The following is an 18,394-nucleotide window of genomic DNA, read 5'->3' as shown; positions in this document are numbered from 1 at the left end:
GGCGTGATCAGCGGCCGCCGGGCTCGCCTTGATCCATCCAGTGGCTGTCGCAGCCGTACGCCCCAATCGTGCAGGGGTTCTCGTCCGCCGCGGCCGGGGCCGCGAAGCCGCCGAACAGCGCCGCCGTCGCGACGGCCGCCAGCACCGCCTTGCGTATCCTGTTCGTGTCTCTCCTCGGTTGGACCACACGATCAACGACTGAACGATCAACGACTGCGCGATCAACGACCGCGATCAACACTGCCACGCCCACCAGGCGTCGCAGACGGTGTCCCGCAACTGGCCGGGCAGCGGGTCACCCGGCCCCTTGACTCCGGCCCGGCCCTTGGAGATGTCCCAGGTCACCACGTTGTACTCCGCGGCGGGCTCGATCTCGCCCTCGGCGATGCCGATGCCCTTGGCGTCCTGGAGGCCGATCCAGTTGCCTTGCTCGTCGACCTTGGGGCCGACGCTGTAGCAGGGGCCGATCGGGATGACGAACGCGCCGCACACCGAGGCGCCGACCGGGCCCTGTTCGTCGGGCGACGCCGACGCCCACTGCACGGCCCCGCCGAACCCCGCCGCTCCGGGGCCGGCGCTGAGCTGAAGCACCCCGCGCTGGTAACTGAGGGACACGCAGAGGCCCGCGCAGTATCCGACCTGGATCTTCAGATGTTCGTGTACGGCTCGTCCGAACGCGCGCTGCCTCTCCAGGCACCTGTCCGGGTCGGGGAAGCTCGAACAGCTGAACGGTTTGCCGAGGCCGCTCCGGTTCAGCGCGGGCCGGACGTCGCAGCCGGCGAACAGCAGACGGCAGGCACGCGCTGTCTGCTTCCGCACCACCCGCTGGGCCCGCTCCCTGGCCTCCTGGGCCTTCCTCCGTGCCTCCTCGGCCTTCCTGCGCGCCTCCGCCGCGCGCCTGCGCGCCTCCTCGGCCAGTTGCCGCGCCCGCTCGCGGGCCCGCTCGGCCAGCCTTCGCTGGTAGTCGACGAAGCGGTGCCACGCGTCCCGGACAGCCTTCATGGTCCCCATGACCGCCCTGGTGATCGCGGTCACCGCCCTGATCAGGAGACCGCAGAGGATGCAGCCCCAGTCATTGCCGTCCGGGTCGCTCTCGGTGACCGGGTTGTTGCCGGCGTACGTGTACCCGTTGAGCTTCTGCGGCTCGTTGGAGTCGAAGACCGGGTCCACCGACAGGAACCGGCCTTCGCTCGGCAGGTACTCGCGGGCGCCGAGGTGGACGAGTCCGGTGGAGGGGTCGGCGGTGCCGCCGACGAATGCCCTCTGTGATGGCCAGGAACCGGGCTTTTCACCCCGGGGGTTGCCGAACGGGTCGAACCTCCGCCGGGTGACCTCCAGGGAGGCGGCGTCGATCGCCAGCTCGGCCGTGCCGTGATGGTCGGAGACGAGCCAGGTGAGCCGCTGGTCGTTGCCCCTGACCGCGACCGTCCGGTCTCCGTGGGTGTAGTAGCGCGTGGCGCTCGGAGCGGTGGAGCCCGCGTCGACCCGCACCTCCATCACGCCGAGGTAGAGCACCGTCCCCGAAGGGTCGCGCCGGATGAGCCGGTTGCCCTCGGCGTCGTACAGGAACGAGGTGGTCCTGCCCGCCTCTGTCACCTTCGTGAGGTGGCCCTCGGCGTCCCACTCCAGCGCCTGTTCGGCGGAGCCGACCCGGCGCGTGGTGGTGTTGCCGGTTTTGTCGTAGGAGTAGGCGTCGATCCGGTTGACGCCCGGCCCGGTCGTGCTCACCTGCTTCGGGGCGTGTGCCTGAGGCTGCCCGGTGGCGGGATAGGTGAAGGTGCTGACGGTGTCGCCGGTGGCTCCGTTCACGGCGTGCCGGGTCTCGGTCTGCCGGGCGCCCGTCAGGTCGTAGGTGTAGGAGTTCCAGTACGGCGTGGCGCCGCCGACCCCGCTCGGTGTGACGCCGCCGTTCGCGTCCGGGGTGGTGGCGCACGCTCCGGTGGTGGTCCAGGCGTGCGACACCCGCCGCAGCTGGTCGTACCGGAAGCACTGGATGTCGGAGGCGGCGTTGGCCGCCGGAGGCGTGTCGGCGATCCGGGTGAGGTTGCCCGACTCGTCGTAGGTGTAGTTCAGGTCGCCCTGCCGCACCTTCGAGTCGGTCTGCCGGTCGGTGATCCGGCGCGACAGCCGCCGGGTGCCCTCCTCGTAGGTGTAGTCGTTCAGGACCTGGCGGCCGTCCTCACCCCAGCGTTCCTGCAGCGCCTCGCCGCCCTTGCTGTAGAGCGTGTCGTTGACGTACGTCCCGAGGCCGCTGCGGGTCTGCAGCGGCATCGCCTGGTCGGTGTAGGTGGTGCGCACCGTCTCGGCGGGCAGGTTGCCGGCCACCGGATACGTGACCGACTGGACCGTGCCGTCGGGGTTGTAGCGGGTCTTGAAGGTGTACGTCCCCGCGAGCCCGCCCTCCGACGCCGGGATGACGTAGCTGTTCGAGATCGCCCGGTAGGCGGAGTCGTAGGCGTCGACCCGCGTGACGTAGGCGTTCGTCCCGCTCCAGCGGGTCGCGGAGACGGGCATGCCCTTGACGGAGGTGCCGTCGGGGAGCGTGTCGTACGTCCACGAGGCGATCGTCGGGGCCTGCGCCGTCTTCCCGGCGTGGACGGCGGTGCGCCGGCCCAGCACGTCGTACTCGAACGCCAGCGTGCGGTTCTCGGCGTCGGTGCTGGTCGCCATCCGGTCCAGGTCGTCGTAGGTGTAGGTGGTCGTGCCCCGGTCGGGGTCCTCGGTCCTGGTCACCCGGCCGCGCAGGTCGCGGGTGGTCCGCCACACGTTGCCCGCGGGATCGGTGACCGTGTCCTGCTCCCCGCCGCGGCTGTACCCGTACCTGGTGGTGTCGTACGCGCCGACCGGCGACGGGCCCTTGTACTGGCGCAGTTCGACCGTCCGGCCCCGGGCGTCGGCGATCACGGTCGTCGGGGTCGAACCCTCCGGGGGATCGACGTCCGTCCGTTCACCGTTGTAGGTGGTCGTGGTCCGCCACTTCTCGTCGCCCATCACCTTGAGGATCTCGGCGGTGGTGCGGCCCAGCCCGTCGTAGGCGTAGACCGTCTGCGCCGGGACCGCGCTGTCGGCCACGCCGAGGATCTGCGGACCGGGGGCGTCGGCGTTGGCGTACACGTCGTTGACCTTGGCGACCTGCCCGAGGGTGTTGTAGACGGTGTCACTGAGCAGGCGCCCGCCGCCGTGCGCCGGCTGCTGGTTCTGCCGCGAGCGCAGCAGGCCGTCGTAGATCTCGTAGGAGACGTCGTAGCCGCCGTCGTTGTTCAGGGTCTTCGTGGCCACGGCCACCGGAGCGCTCTGCTCGATCGTGTAGGTGAACTCCTGGCTCGGGCTCTGCCCGGTGGGCCGGTCCGGCAGCCACACCTTGGCCAGCCGCCCCAGCGGGTCGTAGGCCAGCTCCGTGTGCCGGCCGTTCGCGTCGTCCTGGGCGGCGGTCACGCTCCACTCGGGACGCAGGACGGTGGTCTCGGTGTGGCCGAGCGGGTTGGTGACGACCGTCCTGACCGGCACCGCGTCGGCGACCGGGGTGTACGACGTGGTGGTCTTGGCGTCGGCCGCGTCGTAGCTCTCGGTCTTCCGCCCGTACGCGTCGTACACGGCACGCGCCGCCTGCTGGTAGACCGGCTGGCCGTTCGCGTAGCCACGCAGGTCCTCGGTCCTGGTCACGTCGCCCTTGGTGGGCGCGGCGCCGTAGGCCCCGCCGTCGTAGTACGTCCGGACGTCTTCGAGGACGTCGTCCGGCCGTTTGGGGGTGGTGCCGCAGGCGACCGCGACCTTCTCGCTCCTGACCACCGCGTTGAGGATCCACGCGCCGGTGTTGCGGGCGTAGGTGTTGCGCAGGCACTGGTCGTCGCTGGTGGTCCCGGTGTCGCCCAGGTCGTCGACCGAGGTCAGCGAGCCGTACGTGTCGAAGGAGTTGCGGGTCTCGGTCCGGCGGACCGCGCCGGTGCTGAGCTTGCTGCGGCCGCGCACCTTGGCCACCGAGAGACGGTAGGCCTGGTCGGCGCCCTCCGACGCGTTCGGCCCCTGCAGCCAGGGGTCGTTGACGCTCGCGGCCACCTCGGCGCCGTCCGGCCCGTCGAGTTGCCGGGTCTCGCGCTCGAAGCCCTGCAACCTCCAGTGGTCGGTGACCTTGACGCCCTCGGAGTCGGTCACCTGGACGCTCCGGGTGCCGGTCGGCTGCTTGTCGCCGTCCAGGCCGCGGAAGAAGAGGTGCTCGACGGCCGTCTTGCGGTCGGGCGCCTCTCCCTTGACGACCTGCACCTTCTCGTAGCCGCGCCACGCGGACCAGGTGCGGCGGGAGGCCGGGGCGAGCTCCAGGTCGTCGTACGCCCACGCCGGGTCGCCCTTGTAGACGTAGTCGGTGCGGACCATCGGCGAGCCGCCGGTGAGGTCGACCTCCTGCGTCTGCACGGTGACGTACTTGTGGAACCAGTCGATGCCGGGGGCGGACGCGCCCTCCGGGGCCCAGAACACCGGGTAGCAGCGCCTGCCGTTGGCGTGCGGCTGGGGCAGCGCGGCGCGGGTGCACTGGGGATCGGAGTAGACGACCGTGAGCCGGCCGCCGGTCTCGTTGTTCACGCTGCGGATGCGCCACTTCATCATCGGCGCGACGCCTTCGAGCGCGTCGACCCGGTTGGGCATCTCCACGCCGTCGAAGTCGACCGGCGGCGTGCTGAGGGTGCCGCCCACCTTGCCGGTGTGCTGGATCCGCGCCAGCCAGAGCGCGGCGCTCATGTTGTCACCGGGCTTGGGGAAGGACTGGGTCAGCGTCCAGGTGTCGACGTCGGTCAGCGCGCCGTCCTTGAGCACCTGGGTGGTGACCGAGGTCAGCCGTTTGCGGCTGAAGAACACCGGCGCGTGGTTGGCGCAGTCGGCGCCGGAGGCGCACAGCAGGTCGGCCGGCACGTCGGGCCAGTAGGCGGCGTTGGCCTTGGTCAGCTTGGCGGGCGCGCAGTCGAACGTGGAGGTGCGGACGCACCGCTCGTCCACCGAGAACAGCACCTTCCCGACCGGGAGCTTGGAGTACACCTGCCCCGCGCGCTGGCCGTACTCGATGCGGTTCAGGTAGCCGCCCGCCGTGTACGGCGTCTCGTCGGCGGCCTTCATGTTGCGCCCGTAGTAGTTGGTCTCCTTCGTGTAGAAGTAGCTCATCGTGTTGCCGTGGGTGTCGATGACGTGGTCGAGGTTCCAGCGGTAGGCCTGCTGGCACCACGAGTCGGCGTAGGTCGTCTTGCGGCAGGGCTCGCCCGAGTCGTCGCCGTACACGGGCACGGTCCAGGTGGACCCCGTCTCCTGCTTGCCGGAGGCCCAGCCGGGCAACCGGTTCAGCCCGAAGAAGAACTGGGTGCCGTCGGACTGCGTGATCTTCCAGTGCTCGCCCTTGGCGCCGTCTCCGTCGCCGTCGTCCCCGTTGACGGCGCCGGTGAGCTTCTCCACCCGGGACCCGTCGTCGTTCTTCAGCCGCCATGCGCCGGTGGCCGCGTCGTGGACGAGCTCGTTGGCCCCGCCGCCGAGCACCACGACGGCGTTGTCGCCGCCCCAGCACAGCTCGCCGTTCTTGGGGGTGACGCCGTCGTCCACGCAGGACTTGTACTTGCGCTCGATGAAGCCGCCGGGGCTGAGGTCGAAGCCCTCGCCCACCCAGCTCGGCTGGTTGTTCGTCGACGCGGTGCGCCCGTCGACGCCGCCGGACGAGTAGGCCAGGGCGAGCTCCGGCGCAGGGCCGCCCAGCGACGGCGGCACCCGCATCGGGTAGGACCAGGAGAAGTCGCCCGACTGCGGGCTCACCTCCCAGTCCGCGCTGGGTGAGAGGGGGGTGGCGGTGTAGTCGCCGGTACCGCCCGAAGGGGCGGCCGCCAGCGCGTAGAGCCCGCTGCCCGCGCTCCCCTCCGCCGTCGCGCCTGCCGCCGCCGCTGGGGAGGTGGCGGGCGCGGCGCCGACCTCGGCGGTGAGCAGTCCCCGCGCGACGTCGTTCGTCCCAGGAACCGGCCGGGGCGCGGGACAGTCGCCGGTCCCGGCGGGAACAGAGGCCGGGGTGGCGGTAGCGGCGCAGCCGGGCAGTTCCACCAGGCGCAGCCGGGCCGCCCAGTCGCCGCCGTAGGCGCCGCGGAACCCCGAATAGTCCAGCTCGAGTGTGACCGGCGCGGCCTGCTCTGCGCCGTCGGCGCGGGTCACCCGCAGCCACACCCCGGTGTCACCGGGCAGGGACGAGACGGCCGGGTTCAGCAGGTCCACCCGGACCTTCCCCGGCGCCGCCGCGGACGGCTGAGCGGGGGACGGCTGAGCGGGGGATGACTGAGCCGAGGACGGCTGAGCGGGGGATGACTGAGCCGAGGACGGCTGAGCGGAGGACGTCTGGGTGGCCGCACTCGCCCGCGCGGCCTCGGCGACGCCCGTTCCCGGGCCGATCCGCACCGGCAGGCCGGACAGCCCGACGAGGGCCGGCCGCGCGTCCGGAGCCCCCGCGTCCCGGACGGCGGCGGGATCCTGTGCGGCCGGATTCTGTGCGGCCGGCTTTCCGGCGAGCGCGGAGAGGTCGGCCGTCGCGCTGCCCGGCTTCGGCCACACCACCTTCGGCGGGGCCTTCAGCGCGCTGAGCTCGGCGGGGTCGGCCTCCTTGCCCTTCACAGGAACCCGCGTCCCCTCGACCAGATGGTCCTGCTGCGGGTCGGGGGGATCCCAGCGGTCGCCGGCGGCCGCCACCGGCTGGGCGTACAGGAAGCAGGCCGCGAGGGCGGCGATGACGCCGACGGCGGTCAGCCGCCGGAAGCGGTGAGATCGTGACTGGGGGAAATCCATGCTGGTTACCTCCGGCTGCCGGCGAAGGGCGCGGACACGCCCTTCGCCGGCCAAGGGGGAAGGACTTACTGCAGGGAGAGCTCGTAGATCTCGTCGTCGGAGAGCACACCGGTGTAGGCGCGCACGTCGTCGATCTCACCGACCCACTTGTTCCAGCCGTTGATCGCCTGTCCGATGGTCAGCGCGTCCTTCGTCTGCCAGGGCGTGGTGAACGACGTGGTGCCTTCGAGGTTGCCGTCGACGTACAGCCTGAGCTGGTTGTTCGCCCGGTCGTAGACGCCCGCGAGGTGCGTCCACACCCCGGTCTCGGCGGGGTCGATCGAGAAGGGGCCTGTGTAGACGGCGGAGGTGGAGTCGGCCGTCGGCATGTTGAACCGCCAGCGGTCCTGCGCCTTGTCGTACTGCAGGTAGAAGCCGCTGCGGTTGACGCCGTCCATGCTCACCGCGGTGCGGTAGTCGGCCTTGTCGGTCAGCCGCACATAGGCGGCGACGGTGAAGGAGCCGTCGGTGCGCAGCACCGGTCCCGCGCCGGATCGCAGCGGCGCCTTGGTGCGGATCAGGCACCCGGCCGCGCCGAAGCCGGCCGCGCCGCCCACCCATCCGCCGGTCCAGGTGCAGGCGCCGGTGGCGTCCGCGTCCCTGACCAGGTCGCTCGGCTTGCCCGAGGAGTCGCGGGCGACCGGCCCCGAGGTCTCGTCGAGCTTCCAATGGCCCTCCAGGCTCACGGGACGGTTGGCGAGGTCGCCGACCTCCTTGTCGTAGACCACCCGGTCCCAGACCCGCACGTCGTCGACGTCGCCGGCCCACTGTTCCGACCCGCCCAGGGCCCGGCCGATCACGAACCTGCCCGCGGCGTTCCACGGGGTGGGCTGCACGGCCGTCGTGCTCTGCGGCCTGCCGTCGACGAAGAGAAGTAGCCGCCCGGTCGCCGCGTCGAAGGACGCCGCGAGGTGCGTCCACCGTCCGGTCACCGGCGCCGCGTCGGACTTGGCGTGGTAGTACGTCGGCGAGCCGACGCTGTCCGCGGAGCCCATCGCCATCGCCCACCGGTCGCTGCCGACGTGGTATTGCAGCGAGAAGCCCGCGCGGTTGACGCCGTCCTGGCTGAGCACGGTGCGGTAGGTGCCCTTGTCGGTGAGCCGCACCCAGGCCGCCACGCTGAAGTTCTGGTCGGTGCGGATGATCCCGTCCGGTTTCGACGCGGTGACCGTGCCCCCGGCACCGTCGAGCCGTACGGCGCCGGAGACGCGGCCGGGGGTGCGGGTGGCGCCGGTGCTCAGCGTGGCCTGATAGCCGTTGCCGGAGGAGTCGCCGGCCACGGTGCCGGAGGTCTCGTCGAGCGTCCAGATCGCCACCGGCGAGGTCGCCCGCCGCACGCTGAACTCGTACCGCTTGTACGGGCCGATGTTGCCCGCCTTGTCGCGGATCCACACGTACAGCACGTTGAGCAGGTCGCGGGGCGGGGTCACCTTGATCGTCGCGGTGCCGTCCGCCGCCGCGTTCACCGCCGTCGCCGTCCCCGGGTCGTCGCTGTTCAACGCGTAGAGGTAACCCCAGGCGTCCGTCACCGTCCCGGGGCTGAGCCGGAAGACGCCCATCCGGCCGACGCCGCCGGCGGGGACCGGATCGCCTCCTGCGGGTGTCTCGGGATAGTCCGTGGAGGCCACGCCGGGCGCCGCGGACGGCCGGGTCCGGTCGACGATCACGTCGCACCATCCCCCCCAGCCGCTGGTGCCGCTGGTGGCGACGCCGTCCTGTGCCCGCACCCGCCAGCTGATCCTGGCGCCGTCGGTGACCGAGAGCGGCGCGGTGACGGGCGTGCCTGAGGCGACGTAGGACGTGTAGTGCTCACCCACCTTCGCCCCGCCGATCACGTACCACTCGAAGTGGGCGCGCACGGTCTGGCCCTTCGCGCCGTCGGCGTCGGTCACCGTCGCCCGCAGCGTCGGTGTGAGCGTCGTGACGTGCGGCGCGGCCGTCCCGGTCGCGCAGGGCACGTACGCGCTGGCGCCGACCTGGGTGGAGAGCTGGTCGGGGACATTGGGGGTGGTGTTGTAGGTGATCTCGATGGAGGGGTTGTTGCGGAACTTCTTCCAGCCGTACTTGTCGCTCTCGCTCGCCGCGCGCAGGCCGAGGGTGAGGTTCGCCCAGTTATTCGACGCCGCCTCCGTCACGGCCGACGTGGCGTCGAAGTCGACGCCTCCGGCGCCGCAACTCGAGCTGTAGCCCTTCGCGACGCTGGCGGATGCGATCTTGCGCTTCCAGGCGGGCTGGGCGTTCCAGGTGGTGCCGGTGCCGATCGAGCCGGTCAGCCAGAGTTGCACCTCGCGGGCCGAGCACGACCACGAGTACGTCTCGTAGGCGCGGAAGGTGGCCTTGACGATGTGCTTGCCGTTCACCGCCGAGGTGTTCATCCGGAAGAACGACCGGTAGGTGTCGGTCGTGGGCCCGGACGGCACGTACGGGTCGTTGTAGTAGCCGACCTTGGCCACGTCGCTGGTGCCGTAGTACTTCGTCGAGGCGAAGTGCTTGGAGACGTAGGCGAAGGCGAGCCGCCCCGCGCCGTACATCGGCGGGTCGACGTAGACGGGGTAGGTCAGGCCGGGCGTCCGCAGGAAGTCCTGGTCGGGGGTGAGCACCAGCGTGCCGCCGTCGAGCCGGGCGGCGACCGTGCCGATCGCGTCCCCGGTCAGCGGGCCGGTGACACGGCCCTTCGCGTCCTCCTCGGCGCCTGAGGAGTCCCACATCTGCGGGGCGTTGCCGTGCAGGACGACCTTGCCGCCCGGGTCGCGCACGGTGACGTTGCCGGTCGCGTCCATGCCGAGCGTTCCCCCGCTGACCTGGATCCCGATCGGGATCTCGGCCAGCCGCGGGTCGCGCGCCGCCTCCGGGGTCTTCACGACCAGCACCTGCGAGAAACCGTCGAGACCCGCCGTCAGCTTGAGGTCGACTCCCGGGAACACCTCCTCGTACGTGGCGGTCTCGTACAGCGGGGAGGGCTTCGGCAGCGGCGCGGGCCAGGTGTAGGTGAGCGTGACGCCGTCCTTGACGATCCGGACCAGCGGCCCGTCGCCGCCGCCGGAGAACGTCATGTCGACAGGGGCGGCGTAGGGCCCGAGCGTGCCGTCCCCCCGCCACATCAGGCCCAGGTCGACCCCGGCCCAGGTGTCCCCCTTCTTCACCCAGCGCGGCCACAGGCTCACGACCATGCGCTGGTTGCCGTCGGGATCGGCGAACACCTGGGTGGTCTCCGTGCGCTCCGACGCGATCTCGACCGGCTCCCCGGTCGCCTTCGCCTGCCGGATCTCGTCGTTCCCCGTGGTGAGGCCGCCCGTGGTGAGGCTGCCCGTGGTGAGGCTCCCCGTGGTTTGGCCGCCGGCGAGAGCGGCCCGGGCGGGAGCGGAGACCGGGCCTGCCGCGGCGGGGAGGGTGAGAGCAGGAAGGAACGTGACGAGCAGGGCGGGAACGGCCAGCAGGGCGGCGAGCCGTCTGCGGCGTCGTCGCCTGCCACCGTCGTGTCTGAGTCCTGAGGGGACGGTCACCTTCACCTCACGGGCGACTTGGAAGCCGCCCGCGGGCGGCATCAATGCTGATCAAGGTCGTCGATGCTGATCAAGGTCAAGGTAGGGAAAACCGCTTTCACCGTGGTTTCACGTGATATCGGGGCATGTCGCGGCACTGTCCGCCCAGGTGGCGGCCGGGCGAGCCCCCGTCACATACGTCCCAGTACCAAACACTCACTTGCCCAGATCACGGACTTCTCCTACTATTCCTACAGAGTTACTAGGAAACATGCCGATATGGCGTGGAAAGGGGCGGAGCATGCCCGCGACGGCCGAGTCCGTGGACACGATCTGGTTCACCCGCTGTCCGGTGCCGACGGCCGGCGGGCTCGCCTACGCGCTCGGCCGGCTGGCCACCCGGTACGCGGACCTGGGCGTCGAGGTCGGCATCCTCCAGGACGCGCCACTGGAGATCGCCCGGCACCACTACGACCACGACCTCGTCGGCCTGATCCGCGAAGGGGGCAACGTGCCCGCCATCGCGGCGCGGGCCGAGGGCGCGAGGACCCGCCTGGTCGGGCTCACCTGGATCGACGAGGGGCAGTCCATCGTGGTCCGCCCGGACTCGGCGATCAGCTCGCCGGCCGACCTGCGCGGCGCGCGGATCGCCGTCCCCGGCTGGGCCGCGACGAGGGACACCAGCCACGCCCGCGCCATGGCGCTCCACGGCTTCAAGGGCGCGCTCGGGCTCGCCGGCCTGACGCTCGACGACGTGGAGTTCGCCGAGGTGCCGATCGACCCGGTCATCCCCCCTGGCCGCGTCCGCGAGGAACGCGCCGCGCCGCGGTTCCGCGAGCTGGACGAGCTGGCCGCCGGACGCGTCGACGCGGTCTACGTCAAGGGAGCCGCGGCGCTGGAGGCCGCGCGCGCCCGCGGCGCGGTGGTCGGCGTCGACCTCGACGCCGTGCCCTGGCGGCGGGCCAGGGTCAACAACGGAACCCCGCGGCCCATCACGGTGCACGAGGACCTGCTGCGATCGCGCCCCGAGCTGGTGGTCGAGTTCCTGGTCGAGACGCTGCGCGCGGCCGACTGGGCGGCCGGCGACCCGGACGGCCTGCGCGAGGTGCTGGCGGCCGAGACCGGGTCGGGCGCGGAGGGCGTGCTCCTGGCCTACCGGGAGGGCTTCCACCGCACTCTCCACCCCACGCTGGACGACGAGCGGGTGGACCTGCTGCGCGTCCAGAAGGCGTTCCTGCTGCGCCACGGCTTCCTGAGCGCCGACTTCGACCTCGACTCCTGGATCGACCCCCAGCCCATGCGTCTCGCGTACGAGCGGCTGTCATCAGAAAGGCCATGACGTGACCAGCACTTCCCCCTCCGGTGACCACGGCTCCCCGGCCGGGCCCACCGGTGGCGCACGCCTCCGCCGCCCGCTGCTCCCCGCGGCGGCCGCCGCCGTCGCCGTGCTGCTGACCGCCTGCGGCACGTCGGCGGCGTCCTCGGAGACCGGGGCCGACGGGCAGCCCGTGGACACCGTCCGCGTGGGCGTCATCGCGGGCTCGCCCCCCGGGGTCTACTCCGCGATCGAGAACGGGTTCTTCGACAAGGAGCGCATCAAGGTCGAGCTGGTGACGCTCGGCGGCGGCCCCGCGCTCGTCGCGGCCACCGAGGGCGGCTCCATCGACATCGCGTGGGCCGACATGTTCGCCTGGGCGTCCGCGATCGAGCAGGGCTTCAAACTGACGATCATCAACCCCGCCAACGCGTTGAAGCCCGGGAAGCCGGTCAACGTCATCGTGACGAAGCCGGGCAGCGGCATCACCTCGGCGAAGGACCTCGCGGGCAAGAAGCTCGGGGTGCCGGCGCAGGCGCTCACCACCGTGCAGATCAAGAAGTGGCTCGCGGACCAGGGCCTCGACCCGAACGGCCCGAAGTACACCACCGTGCAGGACCGCACCACCTCGGGCGGCCTGGTCGCCCAGGGCACCATCGACGCCGCGGCCACCAGCGGCGCGTACGTCACCGCGTGGGAGGCGCAGTACGGCCTCACGGTGGCCGGCACCTTCGACTCCGGCGTGCCCGAGGGCGCCGCGACGTCCGGCTACGGCGCGCTGCGCTCCTACGCCGAGGCCCACCCCGACCTCGTCAAGCGCTTCGTGCGGGCCGTACGGAAGGGCGTGGCGGCGTTCCAGTCGGCCACCCCGCGCGACCAGAACGCCCTGCTGGTCAAGCACGGCGGGGCGGACGTCGCCACGCTGGAGGACAAGTATCCCGGCGCGCTGGACAAGGCGTCCGCGGCGACCAGCGGAGAGCTCGCCGGCCCGTTCGACGTCGCCGCCCAGAACAAGTGGATCGAGACGGGCGCGCGGTTCGGCGCGCTGAAGAAGCCCTTCGACCTCACGCCCCACCTGTGGCCCACCGCCACGGACGCCAACCCCTGACCATCCCCACCAACGCCGGGAGCCTCGATGGCGACATCAGCCGCACTCTCGGCCGTACGCGGCCCGACCGGAAGCACCGGGAGCCTGCTGACGGCCGACGACGTCGCGAAGACGTACCGCACCCGCCGGCGGGAGGTGACCGCCCTGCGCGGGCTGTCCCTGGACATCGCCGCCGGGGAGTTCGTCGCCCTCGTCGGGCGGTCGGGATGCGGGAAGTCCACGCTGCTCCGGCTGCTCAGCGGTCTGCTCCCGGCCACGGCGGGAGAGATCCGGGTGGCCGGGCAGCCGATCGACGGGCCGCCCCGGCAGGCGCGCTGCGTCTTCCAGGACTACGCCCAGTCGCTGCTGCCGTGGAAGACGGTCGCGGGCAACGTCCGGTTCGGGCTGCGGCACGCGTACGAGCCGGCCGAGGGCGGTCACGACGAACTGGTGGCCCACTACCTCGGCCTGGTGGGCCTCGCCCACGCGGCCGACCGGTACCCGTGGGAGCTCTCCGGCGGCATGCAGCAGCGGGCGGCCATCGCCCGCGCGCTCGCCGCGCGGCCCCAGTTGCTGTTCATGGACGAGGCGTTCAGCGGCGTGGACGCCCTGAGCCGCGCCAAGCTGCAGGACGTCCTCCTGCACGCCTGGGCGGAGGAGGGCCTGACCGTGGTGTTCGTGACCCACGACATCGACGAGGCGGTCTACCTCGCCGACCGGGTCGTGGTGCTGCACCCGGAAGGACGCGGCGTGCTGGCGGACGTACGGACGGACCTGCCCCGCCCGCGCGGCCAGGTGACCACGCGGGAGCTGCCGGAGTTCCTGCACCACCGGCGCGAACTGCTGCAGCTGGTCCTGGACTGAGAGGACTCCGGCCGATGACCACAAACCCCACAGTGACGAGGGCCGCCGCCGTACCACTCCCGGCGGCCCCCGACGCCGCCACGCCGGCGAGACCGAAGCGCCGCCCCTGGTTCCTGCGCGCGCTGCGCAGCAGGCTCTTCGGCTGGCTCGTGTTCGCCGCGGCCCTGATCGCCTGGCAGCGCTACGCCACGGCGAACCCGTCGCCCAGATACGCCACCGTCACCGACGTCGCCGCCCAGTGGTGGAGCCAGATACTCGGCGGGCCGCTGCTGACGGCGACCCTGCAGACGCTGCGCACGATGCTGATCGGCTATGGCGTCGCCGCCGTGCTGGCCGTGGTGATCGGGGTGCTCATGGCCCGCGTGCGGTTCGTCTACGTGCTGCTGGAACCACCGCTGGAGCTGCTGCGGCCGATGCCGATCTCGGCGGTGATCCCCCTGCTGATCCTCTACCTGGGCATCGACGACGCGATGAAGATCAGCGTGGTCGCCCTGGCGGCGTTCTTCCACATCCTGCTCAACGCCTACTCGGGCGCGGGCTCCACGCACCGCACCATGATGGACACCGCGCGCACGTTCGGGCTGACCTGGCGGCAGACGATGGCCGAGATCGTGATCCCGGCCGCCGCGCCCGCCATCTTCGTGGGGCTCCGCTCGGCGCTCGCCGCCTCACTGGTGATCTCGGTCGTCGTCGGCATGATCGCCGGCAACGACGGCCTCGGACACCTCCTGATGATCCAGCAGCAGAGCTTCCAGGTGACCGACCTGATCGTCGGCGCGGCCACCATCGCGATGCTCGGCTACGCGCTCAACTCCGCGTTCCTGTTCGTCGAGCGCCGGGTCCTGCACTGGCACTTCGGCGCGACCCGCACCCACGACTGACTCCCCGCCCGACCCGCGACACGAAGGAAGACCCGATGACCTCGACCCTGACCGGCCCCGTACGCGAGGGCGAGTGGCTGAAGGCCGGTGAGCTCGCGCTGACCCCGGCCGACGCGGCCGTGCGCGCCGAGCTCGTCCGGGCGGTGCGCGTGCTGCACCAGCTGGGCGCGCTGCGCAACCCGTACTCGGCGAACGCGAGCGTCCGGCTGCCCGACTCCCCCGGCCACCTGCTGATCAACGCGAAGGGGCTGCCCGCCGACATCGGCGAGCAGGACTTCGGGGTGATCACGCTGGACGGCGACCTGGTCGCGGGCAGGCTCGGCCCCGGCGTACGGCAGGTGCTCCAGATGCACACCCTCGCCTACACCCGTCCGGGGGTGAACGCCGTCATCCACACGCACTCGACGTACGCCACCGCGTTCGCCCTGGCCCACCGGCCGATTCCGCCGCACTACGAGCCGCTCGTCAACCGCGGGCAGACCGTCGACATCCCCTGCGCGCCGTACCGCACCCGCAACACCGGCGAGCTCGGCGCGTCCATCGCCGGGCTGCTCGCCGAGCACCCCGCCACCAAGGCCGTCCTGCTCGCCAACCACGGGCTGCTCGCCTTCGACGACGGCCCGATGAGCACCGCCCGCCTCGTCGCCACCATCGAGGAGGCGGCCACCCTGGAGATCCACGCCGCGGCCCTGGGCGGATCGAAGCCGATCGTCCCATGAGCGCCGACACGAGCATGACCACGAGCACGAGCACGAGCACGACCGACGGAGCGCAGCGATGACCGAGACCGACCTGCTCCCGCCGCTCCCCGAGCGCCGGCTGGAGATCCTCTGGTACCTGGTCGCCGGCGACGGCAGATACCCGTGGGATCCCAAGTGGAAGCGGCCCGTCGACTTCGAGTACGTCCAGGCGTGGGCGAAGTCGATCGACGTCAACGGCTTCTACGGCGCGCTCCTGGCCACCCAGCCGACCGCCGGCATGGACCCCTGGATCACGGCGGCCTCGCTGGTGCCGACCACCCGCAGGATGAAGTTCGTGATCGCGGTGCACCCCTCGACGTACACGCCGACGTCGCTGGTGAAGCTCGCGACGACGCTCGACCAGAACTCCGGCGGCCGGGTCATCCTCAACGTCGTCAGCGGGCACACCGGGCTCGAAGCCGCCGGGGTGCACCTCAAGCACGAGGAGCGGTACGAGCACACCGACGAGTTCCTCACCGTCTACCGGGCGCTCATGCGCGGGGAACGCGTCGACTTCGACGGCAAGCACCTCAAGATTCGGGGAGCGGAGGCGGCGTTCCTGTCCCGGCAGGATCCGTACCCGCCGCTGTGGTTCGGCGGCGCCTCGCCGATCGCCCGCGACGTCGCGGCCAAGCACATCGACAACTACCTCACCTGGGGCGAGCCGCCCGCCGAGACCGCGGAGCTGATCGCGGACGTGCGCGCCAGGGCCGCGAGGCACGGCCGCTCGATCCGTTTCGGGATCCGGCTGAACCTGATCGTCAGGGACACCGACGAACAGGCCTGGGCGGCGGCGCAGGAGATGCTCGACCACGTGGACGACGGCGTCGTCGCGCGGGTGCAGGCCGAGTCGGCGAAGCAGGAGTCCGTAGGGCAGGCGCGGCAGCTCGCCTTCCACAACGGCGTCAAGCCGCGCTTCGCGCAGGAGCTCGAGGTCTATCCCAACGTGTGGTCGGGCTTCGGCCTGATCAGGGGCGGGCCCGGCATCGCGCTGGTCGGCAGCCCCGAGTCGGTCGCCGCGCGCATCCGCGAGTATCACGCCATCGGGATCGACTCGTTCATCGTCTCCGGCAATCCGCTGCTGGAGGAGACGTACCGGTTCGGCGAGCAGGTGATGCCGTTGCTGCCGGTGACGCACGACGACCCCGGCCCGCTGCGGCCCGCGGGCTACACCCGGCCGCGGACCGCCGAGCCGGCACCGGCCGGCGCCTCCTCGCTCGTCGCCGCGGGCTGACCCGGCTCAGGGGCCGGGATCCGCGGCGCGACCGGCTCGCGGACCGGCTTCCCGGCACTTCGTGTCGCTTCCTGGCGCTTCGTGTCGCTTCCCGGCGCTTTATGCCGCGCCTACGGCGTGCCGGGGAGCCGCACCGTGACGAGGAGACCGCCGCCGGGGCGCGCGACGAGGTCGAGGGTCCCGTCGTGGGCGCGGACGATGCTGCGCACGATGGCCAGCCCGAGACCGACGCCCGCGTGTTCTCCGGCGCGTACGCGGTCCGTGCCGCGCCGGAAGGGTTCTGTGAGGGTCGGCAGCAGTTCCGGTGGCAGCCTGGGGCCGGTGTTCTCGACCCGCAGCACGCTCGTCCCGTCCCGCGTCTCGGTGTGGACCGTCACCGCGCCGCCGGCGGGGAGGTTGTGAACGATGGCGTTCTGGACGAGGTTCGTCGCCATCCGCAGCAGAAGCTCGGCGGAGCCGCTGGTCCTGGCCGCCCCGCCGGTGACGTCCAGCGTGATCCGGCGCTGCTCCGCGAGGGGAAGCAGGGTCTCGGCCGCCTCCTCCGCGACGAGGGAGAGGTCGACGCTCTCGCGGGTGAGGTTTCCCCGGTCGCCGCGGCTGAGCAGCAGCAGTGCCTCGGTGAGGTCGATCGCCCGCTGGTTGACGGTGTGCAGGCGTTCGACGAGGTCGTCCCCGCCCCGGGTGGGATCCTCACGGGCGACGTCGAGGAGCGCCCGCGAGATCGCCAGCGGGGTGCGCAGTTCGTGTGAGGCGTTCGCGGCGAACCTCCGCTGCTCCGCGACGTGGGACTCGACGCGTTCGAGCATGGTGTCGAACGCGTCGGACAGCTCACGGAACTCGTCCTGGCGGCCACTCATGCGGATCCGGTGGGACAGCGACCCGTTCGCGGTTCTCCGGGTGGCGTCCATGATCTGGGTGAGCGGCGCGAGCATCCGGCCGGCGAGGATCCATCCGCCCAGCAGGCCGAACGCCAGCAGAACGGACAGCGCCTGGGCCGCGCGGGGGACGAAGGCGCGCTGCAGGTCGGTGCGGTTGGGCGCCATCCGCGGGGGCGGCGTCCAGGGCCCGTCGCCTCTGGGCGCGGTGGTCATGACCGCGCCCTCGGGCACGTAGCGCAGCAGGAACACCCAGACCACGGCCAGCAGCAGAACGCCGGCGAGCATGAGGAATCCGGCGTAGCTGAGGGTGAGTTTCAGCCGGACACTGAGCCCGACGCGCCTGTTCATGGGCGGGCGGTGTCCCTGCCGGTGTCGACCCGGTAGCCGACGCCGGGCACCGTGGCGATGAGCCACGGCTCGCCGAGCCGCTTGCGCAGTGCGGAGACGGTGATCCGTACGGCGTTGGTGAAGGGGTCGGCGTTCCCGTCCCAGGCCCGCTCCAGCAGTTCCTCGGCGCTGACGACACCACCGGCGGCGGTCATGAGCACTTCGAGCACGGCGAACTGCTTGCGGGTGAGCGCGACGTAGCGCCCGTCCCGGAAGACCTCGCGGCGGAAGGGGTCCAGCCTGAGGCCCGCGATCTCGACGACCGGGGGCCGGGCGTGCCCGCGTCTGCGGTCCAGCGCCCGCAGACGCATGACGAGTTCGCGCAGGTCGAACGGCTTGGTGAGGTAGTCGTCCGCGCCGAGTTCGAACCCGGAGACCTTGTCGTCGATCCGGTCGGCCGCGGTGAGCATGAGGATCGGGATGCCGCTTCCGGAGGCGACGATGTGCCGGGCGACCTCGTCCCCGGAAGGGCCGGGGATGTCGCGGTCGAGGATCGCGAGGTCGTAGGAGTTGACGCCGAGCAGTTCCAGTGCGGCGTCGCCGTCGCCCGCGATGTCGGCGGCGATCGCCTCCAGCCGCAGACCGTCACGGACGGCCTCGGCCAGGTAGGGCTCGTCCTCCACGATGAGTACGCGCATGTCCGCAGCCTAAGCAGCACCGCATATCGCCGGGGTATGCGAACACCCGTC

At 71.8% G+C, this 18,394-nt stretch carries 11 protein-coding genes; 6 read left to right on the top strand and 5 right to left on the bottom strand.

All coding sequences use genetic code 11. The features are described 5' to 3' along the window. Positions 1-7: 7 nt before the first annotated feature. The 3 genes from HHX31_RS12030 to HHX31_RS12020 all read right to left on the bottom strand — a co-directional run bounded on the left by HHX31_RS12030 (position 8) and on the right by HHX31_RS12020 (position 10,340). Positions 8-247, bottom strand: coding sequence for a hypothetical protein (locus HHX31_RS12030; protein WP_169948169.1), 240 nt, complete (start codon positions 245-247; stop codon positions 8-10). Then, complete coding sequence (locus HHX31_RS12025) at positions 235-6,798, bottom strand: RHS repeat domain-containing protein (protein WP_169948167.1); 6,564 nt, start codon at positions 6,796-6,798, stop codon at positions 235-237. The genes HHX31_RS12030 and HHX31_RS12025 overlap by 13 nt, the downstream gene beginning before the upstream one ends. Positions 6,799-6,863: 65 nt before the next feature. Continuing rightward, positions 6,864-10,340 (bottom strand): LamG-like jellyroll fold domain-containing protein, encoded by a 3,477-nt coding sequence (locus tag HHX31_RS12020; protein ID WP_169948165.1) that lies wholly within the window; start codon positions 10,338-10,340, stop codon positions 6,864-6,866. Positions 10,341-10,620: 280 nt separating this feature from the next. Between HHX31_RS12020 and HHX31_RS12015 the strand changes: the two genes are divergently transcribed. The 6 genes from HHX31_RS12015 to HHX31_RS11990 are packed head-to-tail and all read left to right on the top strand — an operon-like array spanning position 10,621 to position 16,440. After that, positions 10,621-11,658, top strand: coding sequence for an ABC transporter substrate-binding protein (locus HHX31_RS12015; RefSeq protein ID WP_169948163.1), 1,038 nt, complete (start codon positions 10,621-10,623; stop codon positions 11,656-11,658). 1 nt (position 11,659) lies between these two features. Next, on the top strand, positions 11,660-12,742 hold the full coding sequence (locus HHX31_RS12010) for an ABC transporter substrate-binding protein (RefSeq protein ID WP_169948161.1): 1,083 nt from the start codon (positions 11,660-11,662) through the stop codon (positions 12,740-12,742). Positions 12,743-12,769: 27 nt separating this feature from the next. Further along, positions 12,770-13,585: an ABC transporter ATP-binding protein gene (locus tag HHX31_RS12005; RefSeq protein ID WP_169948159.1), complete on the top strand. Its 816-nt coding sequence runs from the start codon at positions 12,770-12,772 to the stop codon at positions 13,583-13,585. Positions 13,586-13,599: 14 nt separating this feature from the next. After that, on the top strand, positions 13,600-14,466 hold the full coding sequence (locus HHX31_RS12000; protein WP_169948157.1) for an ABC transporter permease: 867 nt from the start codon (positions 13,600-13,602) through the stop codon (positions 14,464-14,466). Positions 14,467-14,501: 35 nt separating this feature from the next. Next, positions 14,502-15,185: a class II aldolase/adducin family protein gene (locus HHX31_RS11995; RefSeq protein ID WP_169948155.1), complete on the top strand. Its 684-nt coding sequence runs from the start codon at positions 14,502-14,504 to the stop codon at positions 15,183-15,185. 58 nt (positions 15,186-15,243) lie between these two features. Then, positions 15,244-16,440, top strand: coding sequence for an LLM class flavin-dependent oxidoreductase (locus tag HHX31_RS11990; RefSeq protein WP_169948153.1), 1,197 nt, complete (start codon positions 15,244-15,246; stop codon positions 16,438-16,440). Positions 16,441-16,550: 110 nt separating this feature from the next. Here the strand turns inward: HHX31_RS11990 and HHX31_RS11985 are convergent, their stop codons facing one another. Both HHX31_RS11985 and HHX31_RS11980 read right to left on the bottom strand, forming a co-directional pair. Then, the gene (locus tag HHX31_RS11985; protein WP_169948151.1) at positions 16,551-17,666 is read right to left on the bottom strand and encodes a HAMP domain-containing sensor histidine kinase; all 1,116 of its coding nucleotides are present in this window, start codon (positions 17,664-17,666) and stop codon (positions 16,551-16,553) included. Then, the gene (locus HHX31_RS11980; protein ID WP_169948149.1) at positions 17,663-18,343 is read right to left on the bottom strand and encodes a response regulator transcription factor; all 681 of its coding nucleotides are present in this window, start codon (positions 18,341-18,343) and stop codon (positions 17,663-17,665) included. The genes HHX31_RS11985 and HHX31_RS11980 overlap by 4 nt, the downstream gene beginning before the upstream one ends. Positions 18,344-18,394 lie beyond the last annotated feature (51 nt).

This window comes from Microbispora sp. H11081 (genome assembly GCF_012999535.1).
Lineage (GTDB): Bacteria > Actinomycetota > Actinomycetes > Streptosporangiales > Streptosporangiaceae > Microbispora.
This window is presented reverse-complemented; position numbering and strand designations above follow the sequence as displayed.